This is a genomic window from Mesorhizobium sp. M1227, assembly GCF_040318315.1.
Lineage (GTDB): Bacteria > Pseudomonadota > Alphaproteobacteria > Rhizobiales > Rhizobiaceae > Mesorhizobium.
Window position 1 is genome coordinate 16,514 of sequence record NZ_JAMYLZ010000006.1, and the last position, 14,327, is coordinate 30,840.

General features: G+C 61.7%; 9 protein-coding genes. 4 read left to right on the plus strand and 5 right to left on the minus strand.

The genetic code is table 11. The features are described 5' to 3' along the window. Window positions 1–16 precede the first annotated feature (16 nt). Both NKH28_RS10475 and NKH28_RS10480 read right to left on the minus strand, forming a co-directional pair. Window positions 17–3,103 carry an efflux RND transporter permease subunit gene (locus NKH28_RS10475; protein ID WP_352470722.1) on the minus strand — a complete coding sequence of 1,029 codons (3,087 nt, stop codon included), beginning with the start codon at window positions 3,101–3,103 and terminating at the stop codon, window positions 17–19. Then, window positions 3,100–4,377 (minus strand): efflux RND transporter periplasmic adaptor subunit, encoded by a 1,278-nt coding sequence (locus tag NKH28_RS10480; RefSeq protein ID WP_502906618.1) that lies wholly within the window; start codon window positions 4,375–4,377, stop codon window positions 3,100–3,102. The genes NKH28_RS10475 and NKH28_RS10480 overlap by 4 nt, the downstream gene beginning before the upstream one ends. A 149-nt stretch (window positions 4,378–4,526) precedes the next feature. Between NKH28_RS10480 and NKH28_RS10485 the strand changes: the two genes are divergently transcribed. The 3 genes from NKH28_RS10485 to NKH28_RS10495 all read left to right on the plus strand — a co-directional run bounded on the left by NKH28_RS10485 (window position 4,527) and on the right by NKH28_RS10495 (window position 6,323). Beyond that, the gene (locus NKH28_RS10485; protein WP_352978763.1) at window positions 4,527–5,063 is read left to right on the plus strand and encodes a TetR/AcrR family transcriptional regulator; all 537 of its coding nucleotides are present in this window, start codon (window positions 4,527–4,529) and stop codon (window positions 5,061–5,063) included. Window positions 5,064–5,257: 194 nt separating this feature from the next. Next, window positions 5,258–5,902: a carbonic anhydrase gene (locus NKH28_RS10490; RefSeq protein WP_352480025.1), complete on the plus strand. Its 645-nt coding sequence runs from the start codon at window positions 5,258–5,260 to the stop codon at window positions 5,900–5,902. A 10-nt stretch (window positions 5,903–5,912) separates the two neighbouring features. Next, window positions 5,913–6,323 (plus strand): nuclear transport factor 2 family protein, encoded by a 411-nt coding sequence (locus NKH28_RS10495; protein WP_352978765.1) that lies wholly within the window; start codon window positions 5,913–5,915, stop codon window positions 6,321–6,323. Window positions 6,324–6,437: 114 nt separating this feature from the next. On the opposite strand, the gene NKH28_RS10500 is transcribed toward NKH28_RS10495, so the two are convergent. Further along, the gene (locus tag NKH28_RS10500; protein ID WP_352978767.1) at window positions 6,438–6,866 is read right to left on the minus strand and encodes a hypothetical protein; all 429 of its coding nucleotides are present in this window, start codon (window positions 6,864–6,866) and stop codon (window positions 6,438–6,440) included. Window positions 6,867–7,086: 220 nt separating this feature from the next. On the opposite strand from NKH28_RS10500, the gene NKH28_RS10505 reads away from it, so the two are divergent. Further along, window positions 7,087–9,141: a M3 family metallopeptidase gene (locus NKH28_RS10505; RefSeq protein WP_352540953.1), complete on the plus strand. Its 2,055-nt coding sequence runs from the start codon at window positions 7,087–7,089 to the stop codon at window positions 9,139–9,141. Between the two features lie 379 nt (window positions 9,142–9,520). On the opposite strand, the gene NKH28_RS10510 is transcribed toward NKH28_RS10505, so the two are convergent. Beyond that, window positions 9,521–10,858: an LGFP repeat-containing protein gene (locus NKH28_RS10510; protein WP_352978769.1), complete on the minus strand. Its 1,338-nt coding sequence runs from the start codon at window positions 10,856–10,858 to the stop codon at window positions 9,521–9,523. 224 nt (window positions 10,859–11,082) lie between these two features. Beyond that, on the minus strand, window positions 11,083–14,295 hold the full coding sequence (locus tag NKH28_RS10515) for an AfsR/SARP family transcriptional regulator (protein ID WP_352978771.1): 3,213 nt from the start codon (window positions 14,293–14,295) through the stop codon (window positions 11,083–11,085). Window positions 14,296–14,327: the final 32 nt, after the last annotated feature.

The following is a 14,327-nucleotide window of genomic DNA, read 5'->3' on the forward strand; positions in this document are numbered from 1 at the left end:
CGGATATTAGCGCAATCTAATCCGGCATTACCGGCATCAGCTTCGGATCCGGCTTTTCGGCGTGATGCGGCAGGTCCTTGCTGGCGACAAAGGTGTAGAACATCGGCACCACGAACAGCGTGAACATGGTTCCGACCAGGATGCCGGTGAAGATCACCAGGCCCATCGAATAGCGTGCCGCGGCACCAGCGCCGCTGGAGATGATCAGCGGCACCACGCCGAGTGCCATCGCCGCCGTCGTCATCAGGATCGGCCGCAGCCGCACCCTGGCCGACGCGATGATCGCATCGCGCCGCCGCATGCCGTGCATTTCACGCTGCTGGTTGGCGAACTCGACCAGAAGGATGCCGTGCTTGGTGATCAGGCCGATCAGCGTGATCAAGCCGACCTGGGTGTAGATGTTGAGCGTGCCGAGCCCGACATTAAGCGGCACGATCGCGCCGAAGATCGACAGCGGCACCGCCATCATGATGATCAGCGGATCGCGGAAACTTTCGAATTGCGCCGCCAGCACCAGATAGATGACGAGCACCGCCGCCGCGAAGGCGATGATGATCGTGTAGCCCTGTTCCTTCTCCTGCCGCGATTGACCGGTATAGTCGATGAAGAAGGTGTCGGGCAGGCTTTGCTTGGCAATGTCCTCGATCGCCTGTAGCCCATCCCCGGTGGTGATGCCGGGCCGCGGCAAGGCAGAGATCGTCGCCGAGTTGAGCTGGTTGAACTGCTCGATGGCGGCCGGCGACGCGTTGGTCGAGATCTTCACCACCGCCGAGAGCGGCACCATCTCGCCCGATACGCTGCGCACGAAATACTCGCCCAGTTTTTCAGGGTTGTCGCGAAAGCTCTGCGGCACCTGCGGGATGATGTCGTAGCTGTTGGATTCGCGGTCGAATTGCGCCACTTCGGCGCCACCGACCAGGAGCGTCAGCGTCCGGCCGATGTCGGCTATCGGCAGGTTGAGCGCGGCGGCGCGGTCGCGGTCGATCGTCACCGTCACTTGCGGCGCGTCGAAGGTCATCGAATTCTGCACGACGATGAAGCGGCCGGAGGCCTGCGCCTTGTTCTTGATGTCTTCGGCCGCCTCGTACACCTGCGAGGCGTCGCCGGTCGAGCGCACGACCATCGTTATCGGCAGGCCGCCGCCGGAGCCGGGCAGCGTCGGCGGCGCGAAGACGAAAGCTTCGACGCCCGCCACCTTGCTCAGGCGGCCCGTAATGTCTTGCTGGATTTCCTTCGAGTTGCGCGTGCGGTCAGCCCAGTCCTTGAACGCAAAGCCGACGAAAGCGCTGTTCGTCTGGCCACCACCGAAGGCGACCGCCGAGAACTGTGCCCGCGTCTCAGGCAGATCCTTGACCAGGCCGAGTATCTGATTGACGTAGGTTTCGGTATAGTCCGACGTCGCGTACCGCGGCGCGGTCACCAGCGAAAGCAGGAAACCCTGGTCCTCTTCCGGCGCCAGTTCGCTCGCGGTCTTGGTGAACATGAAACCGGTCGTGGCGACCAGCGCGAGGACGATCATCAGCGTCACCGGGCGATAGTTCAACGAACCGGTGACGAGCCGCTCATAGATGTGTTCGACGCGCCCGAACGTATTGTCGACAATGCGCTGGAAGCGGCTGTGCGAGCCGGACCTCAGGATACGTGCCGACATCATCGGTGTGATGGTGAGGGCGACGACACCCGAAAGCACCACCGAGCCGGCAAGCGTCACCGCGAATTCGCGAAATAGTGCGCCTGTCAGGCCGCCGGTGAAGGCCAGCGGCGCGAACACGGCGGCCAATGTTATCGTCATGGCGACGACGGCGGACGAGATCTCGCGCATGCCGTTGAACGCCGCCTGCATCGGCGACAAGCCGTCTTCCTCCATGTGGCGGTGGATGTTTTCCACCACCACGATGGCATCGTCGACGACAAGTCCGATCGCCAGCACCATGGCCAGCAGCGACAAAAGATTGATCGAATAGCCCACCGAAAACAGCAGGAAACAGACGCCGATCAGCGACAGCGGAATGGTCACGATCGGCATCAGCACCGAGCGGAACGAGCCGAGGAAGAGCAGGATAACAACGATGACGATGGCGACCGCCTCGCCGATGGTCTTGAACACCTCCTCGATCGACGCACTGATCTGCTCGGTTGAATCGTAGACGATCTCCATCGTCATGCCGAGCGGCAGCGTCTCCTGGATGGTCGGCACAATCTTGTGGATTGCCGCCGCGGTGGTCAGCGGATTGGCGGCCGGCGTCGGAAAGATAGCGAGAAAGATGCCGGGCTTGCCGTTGAAGCTGACCCTGGTGTCGGTGTTCGCCGCGGCGAGTTCGACGCGGGCCACGTCGCGCAATCTCACCACATTGCCGTCCTTCGACCGGAGTGGAAGGGCGGCGAAAGCCTCCGGGGTCTGCAGCGTAGAGCGAACGGTGATCGAAGAAACCACATATTCGTTTTCGGTGTCGCCGGGCGCGGAAAGGAAATTCGATTCGTTGATGGCGGCCAGCACTTCCGCCGCGGTCACGCCGCGCGCCGCCAGTTTGATCGGGTCGATCCAGACCCGCATCGAATATTCGGCTGCGCCGAAGATCTGCACGTCGGCGACGCCTTCGACCGTCGAGATACGCGGCCGCACGACGCGCTCGATATATTCGGTGAGCTGTTCCGGCGTCATGTTCGGATTCTGCATCGAGATGTACATCATCGCGAACTGCTGGCCGGTGCCCTTGACGATCACCGGGTCTTTGGTTTCGTCCGGCAGATCGCCGCGAACGCTCTGCACCTTCGACAAGACTTCGTTCAGTGCCACGTCGGGGTCGGAGCCGAGCTTCATCTGCACTGTCACGGTGCTGGATGACGGCCGGCTCGCCGACGTCACATAATCGATGTTTTCGGTCGACGCGACGGCACGCGCGATCGGCGCGGAAATGAACCCCTGGATCAGGTCGGCGCTGGCGCCGGGATAGGCAGTGGTGATGGTGATGGCCGTTTCTTCAACCTCTGGATACTGCCGGATCGAAAGGTTGAAGATGCCCTGGAAACCCAGAAGCAGGATCATGCAGGCAAGCACGGTCGAAAGGACCGGGCGACGGATGAAGAGATCGGAAAAGCTCATTGCTGGGCTGCCTGCTGGTTCCCTGGCTTGCTCGGATCGATCGTGTTGTCGACGGCAACGGACATTCCGTTGGAGAGCCGGTTCTGGCCGGCGGTAACGACTTCGTCGCCGGGCACGATGCCCTCCAGAATCTCAACCAGGCCGGCGTTGCGGCGGCCTGGCTTGACGAACACCTGGGCGAGCACGAGCTGCGGCTTCTGTTCTTCCGCTGCCGGCTTGGCTTCCTCTGCCGGTTTGGCTGGGGTAGCAGCCGGCTTTTCGTCGGGTTTTGCCGCGGGTGCTTCGGCCGCGGGCTTGCCACCATCTGCAGCCGGCTTTTCTTCCGGCTTTGCCTCGGGCGCCGCGCCGTTGGCTTCGGCGGATTTGGCCGGGCGCACCACGAAGACGAAGTCGCCGTACAGGCTGGAAGTCAGCGCCGTCTGCGGCAGCGCCAGCACGTCGTTCTCCTCGGGCAGTTCGACGCGCACCTGGACGAACTGGCCGGGCGTCAGCTTGCCTTCGGGATTGCCGACCTCCGCCCTCACCGTCACCAGCCGGCTGGTCGGGTCGATCTTCGGATCGATGCCGCGGATGCTGCCGGTGAACGGCATGTCGCCGCCGCCGACGCCCAACCGCACCGTCTGTCCGATCTTCAGCTGCGGAAGCTGCTGCTCCGGCACGGTGAAATCGACACGCATCGTGTCCATGTCCTGCAAGGTCACCACGGCGGTGCCGGGTGTGAGATACTGGCCAAGGTCGATTTTCGGAATGCCGACGGTACCCTTGAAAGGGGCCGTCAACTGCTTTTGGTCGAGCACCGCTTGCAGCTTGTTTACCTGCGCGGCGGAGACCGATGCTGCTGCCTGCGCCGTGTCGAGCGTAGCATCGGTGCCCACCCCGCGCTTCTGCAGCTCAAGCGCGCGCATCAGCGTCGTCTGGTCGGAGGTGGCTTGCGCCTTCGATGCCACGAGGTCGGCTCGCTCGACTTCATCGTCGAGCTGCAGCAGCACGGCGTTGGCGGCGACCTTTTGATTGGCATGGAACAGGATGTCCTTGACGATGCCCGCGGTTTCGACGGTGAGGTCGACACCGCGTACGGCACTGACAGTGCCGATCGCCTCGATGCCGGGCGTCCATGACATCGGTTTGACGATGACCGTCGACACGGTCGCGGCCGGCGGCTTCATGGTGGCGAAGAACTGTTTGATCGCATTGTCGCGAAACAGGTTGAAGCCGACGATGCCGCCGCACACCAGCACGAGCAGAATGAAGGCGATGATGAAGCGCTTGATCACGAACAGTCCCTCGGCCACGGCCCAGCATAACGGTCGGATGACCGGAACACATACCTGTGCCTGGTCCCAATTTCAAATGACGGCGATCTTACTGTACCGTCTGGACGGTCTTGTCAATTCCGCCTAAGCTAATGAATGGGGAACGCTTGATGAAGGCCCGCAGAGCAAATTCGCGCGAGAAGATCCTCGCCGCCGCCGCCGCCGTGGCGCGCGAGACGGGTCCTGGCAGCCTGTCGCTGGATGCGGTCGCCAGCCGTGCCGGCGTGTCGAAGGGCGGTCTTCTCTATAATTTCCCGACCAAGGCGAAATTGATGCAGGCGCTGGTGGAGGATTACCTGCGCGCCTTCGAGCAGGCCCTGGATTCCGCCCGCACGGCCGGCGTCAACGGCGAAAGCCCGCTTGCAACTTACATCAAGCTGTCGGCCGAGCATGCCGAGGAATCGAAACCGTCGGCATCCTGGATATTTTCGGCGATTGCCGAGGATCCCGATTTCCTGACGCCGATAAAATCGTTCAGGCGGCAGCTATTCGAGCGGCTGAAGCAGGAGACGCCGAACCTCAAGGCGCTGCTGGTCTGCTATCTCGCCATCGAAGGGCTTCGCAGCATGAACCTGTTCGATTCGGACATTCTCTCCGCCGAAGAGCGCCGGCTGCTGATATCGACCCTGCTGGACATCGCGGAATAGTCGAACCGCCAATCTGCGGTTCTGAACCCGATTAATGGCGGCGTTCGTTCACCTGTGTCAAAATACGGGCTGGCACGTCGAAACCACGCCATCCCGCTTTCCGAAAATCGGTTCCGATTTTCGGGCCGATGCGCTAGAGCCTTTCGGGATTGAACCGAGCTGCCTTCAACCCGGAAAGGCTCCCACCGCTGCCCATGCCCCATCTTCCCGAGCATCTTCTCACCGGCTACCGCAGTTTCATGAGCGGCCGCTATCTCACCGAAAGCGGCCGTTATCGCTCGCTGGCGCGGGAGGGCCAGGCACCGGAAACGATGATCGTCGCCTGCTGCGATTCGCGGGCCGCGCCCGAAGCGATCTTCGATGCCGGGCCGGGCGAGCTGTTCGTGCTGCGCAATGTCGGCAATCTGGTGCCGCCCTATGCGCCAGACGATCAGTTCCACTCGACATCGGCGGCGCTCGAATTTGCCGTGCAGAGCCTCAAGGTCAAGAACATCGTGGTGATGGGCCACGGCCGCTGCGGCGGCATCCGCGCGGCACTCGACACCACGGCCGCACCCTTGTCGCCGGGCGATTTCATCGGCAAGTGGATGAGCCTGATCGCGCCCGCGGCCGAGACCGTATCGTCCAGCACCTTCATGACCGCGACCGAGCGCCAGACGGCGCTGGAGCGCATCTCGATCCGCTATTCCATCGCCAATCTGCGTACCTTCCCTTGTGTTTCGATCCTCGAAGGCAAGGGGCGGCTGTCACTGCACGGCGCCTGGTTCGATATTTCGACCGGCGAGCTTTGGGTGATGAACAAGGACACCGGCGATTTCGAGCGGCCGGAGACGGAGTAGGAGACGAGGCATGGTGCGAACTCGGATCGCGTTCGCGGCGGCAGCACTGCTGTGCTCGGCAAATGTCGCCAGCGCCGACGATAGTGCGATCATCGATCGCTGGTATTCGGCACTGCTGGTCGCCGACCGCACCGAATTGTCGGACCTGCTTGCCGACAACGTCCGCATCAAGCTCGACGACCTCGGCGTCGTGCAAGGCAAGCAGGAATTCATCGCCTCGATCGCCGAGTGGCAAGGCGCCATCGCCGGGGCCGAAATCCGCCACCGGATTGAGAAATCCGAGGGCGGCGTCACCACTGTGATCGCCTGCTATGATTTTCCCAGCAACGACATGCTGATGCAGGAGACCTTTGCGGTCGCCAACGACCAGATCACCGCTAGTTCGCAAGCCGCGATCGCCGAAAACTGCGACGGCTACTGACGGGCTTTTTCGCCAGCGACTTTTTGGTGACGGTCGCTGGAATTGCCCGCGTTATCACGTCTAAAAAGTGCAATGTTGTCGTAATTCCCGTAATTCCACCCGATATCGAAGTCCCTAAAACGATATAGACGACACGATTGCTTTGGCAACGCCCAATTCTTTCAGACAATCCGTGTCATTAGCCATCCCGACGTATGTCATGAATACAACATCATTCCCATTCGACAAATACCAGGCAGATGTCAATTGATCACCTGTCTCTGACAATACGCCAACAGAGATTATACCGTCAGACTCGATGTTTGAGATATGTCCTACATCTATGGAATTATTGTGACAAAACTGAATCATGAATGTTCTCAGAACGTTAAAGTCTACGTTTGGTTTTTCTCCGCTACGATACTTCGCAATAGAGAATTGAATCGCGCCGCAGCCGTCCGTTTCTTTGGCTAAGGTAGGTGGCGATCCCTCAGGAAGATCGCCGGCTATGTCTACCCATCCAGCAGGCAGGTCGAAGGTGAGACCATAGAATTCTACTCTCATTAAGGTTCCTTTGGATCGGGTGTCAGGATACGAGTGGAAGCCTCAGTCGAAGGAAAATGCAGGTTACAAGATAATATCTTGGTGGGCATAAAATTCGGCTCGAACGATACTCACGGCACCATGTGGGCACGCTTTCAGCGCCAATCGGGCGCTGTTGCGTGGAACCGGCCGGCGCCTTACATCGGTGACGATCCGCTTCTCCCACCCACTCAGCGAAAGTTTGCCCATGCCTTCCACCGTCAACCTCGCCGCCCATCCGCTGACTGAATGGCAAGGGCCGCTCGGCCTGCCCGATTTCGCGCGCATCGGCGACGGCGATTTTTCTCCGGTCTTCGACGCTGCCCTGAAGGCGCACGAAGCCGAGATCGAGGCGATTGCCGGCAACACCGGGACGCCGACCATCGACAATACACTTGCCGCGCTCGAACTCGCCGGCGAGGCTCTCGACCATGTCTCGTCGATCTTCTGGTGCCGCGCTGGCGCCCACACCAACGAGGCAATCCAGGCGCTGGAGCGCGACATTTCGCCGAAGATGTCGCGGCATTTCTCGGCGATCTCGATGAACGAGCGCCTCTTTGCCCGCATCGACGATCTCTATCAACGCCGCGAGACTCTGAAGCTCGATGCCGAAACGCTGCGCGTACTGGAAAAGACCTGGAAAAACTTCGTCCGCTCCGGCGCCAGGCTCGACGCCGAAGGCAAGAAGCGGCTCGCCTCGATCAACGAGGAATTGTCGTCGCTCGGCACCAATTTCGGCCAGAACGTGCTTGCCGACGAGCGCGACTGGGCGCTGTTCCTCGACGAGGCCGATCTTGCCGGCCTGCCGGAATTCCTGAAAAGCTCGATGGCGGAAGCCGCCGAGATGCGCGGCCAGAAGGGCCACTACGCCGTCACTTTGTCGCGTTCGATCTACGAGCCGTTCTCGACCTTCTCAGAACGCCGCGACCTGCGCGAGACAGCGTTCCGCGCCTTCATCATGCGAGGCCAGAATGGCGGCGCTACCGACAACACGGAAGTGGTGCGCGACATGCTGCGCCTGCGCGCCGAGAAGGCGAAGCTGCTCGGCTATCCTTCCTATGCCGCATTGAAGCTCGACGATACCATGGCCAAGACGCCGGAGGCGGTGCACGCGCTGCTCGATCCGGTCTGGGAAAAGGCGGTGGAAAAGGCCGCAAGCGACCAGGCCGAATTGCAGCGGCTGGCGGCCGAGGCCGGCAGCAACGAGAAATTCGCTGCCTGGGACTGGCGCTTCTATCAGGAGAAGCTGCGCGCAGAGAAATTCGCCTTCGACGAGGCCGAGCTGAAGCCGTATCTGCAGCTAGACCGCATCATCGACGCCTGTTTCGACGTGGCAACACGATTGTTCGGCATTTCTTTCGAAGAAAAGAAGGGCATTGCCACCTGGCATCCGGACGCCCGTGTTTTCGTGGTGAAGAATGCCGACGGCAGCGAGCGCGGCCTGTTCCTCGCCGATTATTTCGCGCGACCCTCGAAGCGCTCCGGCGCATGGATGAGCGCGCTGAAATCCGGCTACAAGCTAGGCGATGGCTCCAAGCCGGTCATCTACAACATCATGAATTTCGCCAAGCCGCCGGCCGGCGAGGCAGCCTTGCTGTCGGTCGACGAGGCCAAGACCCTGTTCCACGAATTCGGTCACGCGCTGCACGGCATGCTGACCGACGTTACCTGGCCATCGGTCGCTGGCACCTCGGTCAGCCGCGATTTCGTCGAGCTGCCGTCGCAGCTCTATGAACACTGGCTGACGGTGCCGGCGGTGCTGGAAAAGCATGCGCTGCATATTAAGACCGGCAAGCCGATGCCAAAGGCGCTGGTCGACAAGATGCTGGCGGCACGCACCTTCGGCGCCGGCTTCGCCACCGTCGAGTTCACCGCCTCGGCGTTGGTCGACATGGCCTACCACGCCCGGCCGGATGCACCGGAACAGGCGCTTCGTTTCGAAGCCGAGACGCTCGAAAAGCTCGACATGCCTGACACCATTGCCATGCGTCACCGCACCCCGCATTTCGGCCATATCTTCGCCGGCGATGGCTATTCTGCCGGCTATTACTCCTACATGTGGTCGGAAGTGCTCGACGCCGACGCGTTCGCCGCCTTCGAGGAAACAGGCGATCCCTTCAATCCGGCGCTGGCCGAGCGGCTGCGCAAGAACATCTACGCCGCCGGCGGTTCAAAGGACCCGGAAGAACTCTACACCGCCTTCCGCGGCAAGATGCCTTCCCCGGAAGCGATGATGGCCAAGCGCGGGCTGGTGTGATGCATGCCCGCTCTTGTCACCGTTCTCTTTCCATCCTGATTGATCTCGGCTGTCATGGCGGCGGGTTGCGCACCGCCTGATCCGGTTTCCGCCGGTCCCGTTCGGCCTCGTTGGCTGCGGCCGCGTCGTTGAGGTGACCGCACTTAATGCGGTCTCCATCGTTCCGGCCGAAGGAGCCGCGTTCATGGCGGCGCTACGGGCTGTGCGGGGTTAGGCAACGACAGCTTGCCCGCTATGCTGATCGGCCGCTGCCGCATCCGGACCGCACCTTGCGACGACCGCTACGGAAACTCTCAGTCGCGAAGTGGCAGCCCCGCCAATGGAAGGCGGGGCTGGTAAGTTTGATTGTCTCGGCGAAGGTTTTGCCGAGGCGATTGGCCTAGGCAGGCACAAAGCCAAAATAGGCTTTGTAGGAAGCCCCCTCGCCGGAAATCAGGGGCGTTTCCACCTTGAACCCAATCCCGCTGAAGGTGGTATTGTTCGTGCGTGCCGCGAGCAACACCATCTGCTTTGCGGAGATGGTTACTGTCGCGCTCCCGATCCTGTCATCGCCCCAATCGAAGAGATCGCTGATGGCGCCGCCGATCGATGGCATTAAGGATCCCAGGGCCGGGCCGGCTATCGCGGCAATGATAGGTCCTGCCACCGGAATGAGGCCCAAAGCGAGCGTGCCCGCCGTATGGACGCCCATGACGATCTTCTGCACCTCGTCCTTGTATTTGTTGGGGTCGCCAAAATCGTTTTCCATCAGCACCGTGCCGATATTGATGCCGTAAGGCTTGCCTCGATAGATTTCCATAAGGTCGGGTCTTGTATCTCCGGCATCGACGTCGCCATAGACCTGGCTGCGCTTGGTGTCGGCGATCTGCGGCGTTGTCACGCTGACGATGACATAGGGTTCGTCCGCACTCGATCCCTGATCCCAGTCGGTCTCGCCGAAGCAATGGAGGCCGGTATAGTGGACGACGACATCTCGAAGGTCGATCGCGCCGGTGTCGGGCCACCAGTATATGCCGCCGTTTTCAAACAGATTGGCACGGCCACCATCGGCAAATTCGGTCTCGTCGGTCGTGGGATATCCCAGATATGACTGTTCCCAGCCCAGGCTCTCCCACTTCTTGCGGATGTCACCGTACACCACGTTGGCTCCTGTGTTCGGTGTCCAGTAGATCGAGCCGGCATTGGCAAAATGGTTGTAGCGCCCGACGCCGTCGGGAGTTCCGGTTTCGTCGGTGACCGGATAGCCGAGAACCGAGCGCTCCCAGCCCATTGCTGCCCATTTGCCGCGAATTGCCCCCCAAATCGCTTGAGCACCGGTATTCGGTGTCCAGTAGATCGAAGCGGTATTGTTGTTGAAGTGATTGTATCGGCCGACGCCGTCGGGAGTTCCGGTTTCGTCGGTGCAGGGAATGCCCCACGCGAGACCGCCAAGCGCAATCCACTTCCTGTAGATTTCGCCATGGATCTCAAAGGCGTCGTGCATGGCATCGTTGTAACAAATGCATGAGCCGTTCTTGAGATACCAGGCTTTTCCAGTGTCCTTCCTGTCGATCTCGGCGAAGCCGGCGCCTCCAAGGGAGTTGTACTTTTGCTGTATGACAGCTTCGGGCGAGAGGAGCGACCAAGGCCCGATCCTGAGCTGGTCGGAAAGTCTTGTGGCTCCAGCCCGGATGGTGCCGGCACGCACTCTCGAAGTTGCTCTGGCAGTATACGGCATGACCTTTTCCTTCCTGTGAGTGTTGGTATCGGGGGCTTCAGGCCTCCGGCGATCGGTTTTGATCGACGAGCCGAGGTTCCCAGACCGCGACTTACGGACGGCTTACAGAGTTCCGAGCTGCGCCAGAGCAATTCCAGGAAAAGTGTGGAACGGTTTTCCGTCCGGAATTGCGCAAAAATAAAGAGATAGAGCGGTTCGGCGTTTCCGTGAAACGATGAACCGGTCTAGAGAAACGGGCGCACGAGCGAACGCAGCAAAGGCGAGGGCTCGTCATCGCCGGTCGAAGCGAGCGCGCGTTCATAGCGCCGGTAATCCTCGATGGCGCCGGCATGGTCGTTTCTGGAGAGGCTCTCCTGGATGAGCGTGCCATGGAGTTTGGCCGATTCCGGGTAGAAATCGAGCGCACGCCGGCACGCCTGGCGTGCCCGATCCGCGTTGCCTTGGCTCTGCCAGTGTTTGGCGATCCGCACGGCAAGCTCGACCAACCCGTCCCGCACCCGGTCGGCCGCGGCGTTCGACCAGGCGGGCGTCGGGCCATTCGAGAAAAGCGGGCCGACAAAGCCTTCCAGCAGTTTCTCCTGCTCCTCGATTGCGCTGTCTCTTTGGCCCGACAGAACGGGTTTCAGCCGGTCTTCCCAATCCTGCAGATCGATCCAGACCTTGTCGGCAGCGAGCCGCAAACGGCCCTCTCTCAGCGTTACGAGCTCGCCTTGCCCGAGCAATTTGCGCAGACGATGCAGCGCTTGCTCCAAGGCCGCTTTGGCCTGGTCGCCGTCGAGGTCGGGCCAGAGCCAATCCTGCAGGGTTTCCACCGAACAGACCTGATCCCTCGACAGGCAGATAATGCGCAATATGTCGAGAGCGCGGGTAGGTTTGGCACCGGGCGCGACCTCGGCACCATCGATCTCGAGGCGGAAGCCTCCCATCAAGTGGATCCTGAGCGGCCAAGGCCACTGGACGGGTCGGCCAGCGGGCGGGACCAGATATCGCGCCCGAACGACGCGGCGGCAGAGATCGACGTCGATCTTTCGCTCCAGCGCATCGGCGACCAGATCGGCCAATAGGTCCGGCAGGTTGAGCAGGATTGCGGAGGGGTTGACCTGGCGCAACACCTCCATGAATTCAGCCAGACGAGTGCCATAGGACGCGCCGCCTTTCCACTTCTGCTCCAGGGCCCGAGCGGCCAGAATGTTGAGTTCGACCCGCTGGCGAGGGCCGCCGCTCAGCCTTTCGACGATCTCCTGGAGTAGCGCAATGGCCTCCGCTGGACGCCGATCGGCCAGCAGGACCTGGTATTTGGTGACGTAATGCGGCCAGCGTTCGATCATCGGCTCATTCGCCCGCTCGATCGCATCCATGAAGGCATCGCAGTCGAGATAAGCCTTGACGAAGTCGCCGTTGCGCGTGTGCATCGCCGCGTGGCAGTCGGCGACTACAGCGACCTGGGTTGTGAACCTGCTGTCCGCGATCTCGCCCAGCCGGGAGACGAGCGCATTGAATTCCGAGAACCTGTTGTGAAGCTTCATCAGCAATTGAAGCTGATAGAGCGCGCTGAACTCGACGCCCCGTAAGGCGTGCTGCTCGCCTATCGCCGTTGCGCGTCGCAACGCATCCTCGGCCGAGGCATAGACAAAACCGCGCCGCGAATAGGGGAAGTAACGGCCGCTGGCCGAGCCAAAGGACACCAGCCACATGCCGAGCACCAGCGGCGGGATATCCGGATGTTCGAGATCGGCGGCAACGCTGTCCACGGCATTGGCAAAAATGTCGCGCTGCCCCGACGAGGTCGCGTAGTCGATGAGCGCTTCGCTTGCCAGCAGGCGCAACTCGACCGAATCCTCGATCGGCAGATGTGTCAGGCGCTGCTGGATATCATTCACGAGGCGCTTCGCGTCATGGGCGTCGAATTCGCCAGGTTCGGCGAAATCGACGGCCCGCAGGATGCCGAGCCTGACCATCATGAGTTCCTCCGGATCCAACTCCGGCAATCCCCTGGCAAGAAGCTGTGAGGCTCGGCGCGTCCAATCCGCCAGCCCCTCATGCGTACGCCAACTGGCGGTCTTGACTACGACCGCCCGCGCGACCGTCAGGCATTGGCCGCGCATGTCGGTGTTCTCGAATGCTTGCCATGCCTTGAAGAAGTGCGGTTCGGCCTTCGCATCGTCCGATGCGAAGGCGACGCCCAGCCAATAATGGAGCCACCCGTCCATCTGGTCGGGGGGCAGCCTGTTGCACCATTCGACGAAGCTGGCCCTGCGCCCTTGCGTGAGAACGCCGTTAGCGCACTCCAGAATGAGCTGGCGTGCCAGCGGCCAGGCGCACGCCTGCAACGCCAGCACGATTGCCGCGTCGGTTTTGTCTGCCTCGTGCAGGACCTTTGCTGCCTGCTCGCGCAGCCTGGAACGGTCCGCTTCCGTCACGCGCCGGTCCAGTAGGCCGGCAAGGTATTCGCGCAATAAGTCATGCAGCTGGAAGGCGGCGCCGCCCGGACCGTCGCGCGTGATCAGCAGCTGGCGATGCTGCAGCCGCACCAGCAGGCGAGCAGCCTGCGGCGAGCCCAGGAACGCATCGGCAAGCTCCGTGCTGATCTCCGGCAGAACGTTGAGCCTGATAAGCAGATCCTGGTCCTCCGGCGCGATGTCGCGCAGGAAATAACGTCCGACAATCTCCCGAAGGCCGGCGCCCCCGGCAAGGCCGGTCTGCGAAAGCGGGTAGTACATTCCGGCGTTGGCCAGCAGGAGAAGGCCCACCGCCCAGCCGCGCGCCTCCGAAATGTCGCCGACCTCGGACGGCGATTGCGAGCGGGCGGTGACGAGGTTGCGAGCCTCCCCAGGCGAAAACTCCAGCAGCGTTTGGTTGAGCACCGGCAACTGTCCCGCCAGCACGAGGTCGGCGACGTCGCCCTCAGGCAGCATCCGCGATGTGCAGATGCAGCGGACAGTGTTGGGGCGTTCGCGCAACAGGATCGCCAGCGTCCGGCGAAAGCCTGGCGCATCGGCACGATGCAGATCGTCGAGGACCAGGATCGTGCCCGGATCAAGCCGCGAGAAATAGGTGCGGAAGAACAGCCGCGCGAAATCGTCGGAATTGTCGGCATATTCCGGACCAAAGACCGGCATGCCGGCATGCCTGCCGTCGAGCGACAGCGTCAGATAATGGAAAAGGCGCGCAACGTCCTGGTCCTCGGTGTCGACCCGATACCAGTTGTACGCCGATTCGCCTTGCTTCAGCCCGCCTTGTTCCCGCCCGCCGTGTTCCAGAAAGTCGATCACCGCGGTGGTCTTGCCGTATCCACCAGGCGCCGCCAGCCAGCATGCACCGCTGTCGAGGGCCTGCGAAAGCAGCGCCACTACGCGCGGACGGCTGACAATTCCCACTGGCCGGGGTGCCGAGAGCTTTGCTATCTCGCGCGGCGCCTCCCGGAAGTATTTATCCATTGTGAGGACTCTCGCAGCGCAGTCGCCTCGCC

Excerpts from the sequence above, each read along its gene's own strand:
- NKH28_RS10475 (WP_352470722.1), bottom strand. The coding sequence starts at position 3,103 with ATGAGCTTTTCCGATCTCTTCATCCGTCGCCCGGTCCTTTCGACCGTG.
- NKH28_RS10485 (WP_352978763.1), top strand. The coding sequence starts at position 4,527 with ATGAAGGCCCGCAGAGCAAATTCGCGCGAGAAGATCCTCGCCGCCGCC.
- NKH28_RS10490 (WP_352480025.1), top strand. The coding sequence starts at position 5,258 with ATGCCCCATCTTCCCGAGCATCTTCTCACCGGCTACCGCAGTTTCATG.
- NKH28_RS10495 (WP_352978765.1), top strand. The coding sequence starts at position 5,913 with ATGGTGCGAACTCGGATCGCGTTCGCGGCGGCAGCACTGCTGTGCTCG.
- NKH28_RS10500 (WP_352978767.1), bottom strand. The coding sequence starts at position 6,866 with ATGAGAGTAGAATTCTATGGTCTCACCTTCGACCTGCCTGCTGGATGG.
- NKH28_RS10510 (WP_352978769.1), bottom strand. The coding sequence starts at position 10,858 with ATGCCGTATACTGCCAGAGCAACTTCGAGAGTGCGTGCCGGCACCATC.
- NKH28_RS10515 (WP_352978771.1), bottom strand. The coding sequence starts at position 14,295 with ATGGATAAATACTTCCGGGAGGCGCCGCGCGAGATAGCAAAGCTCTCG.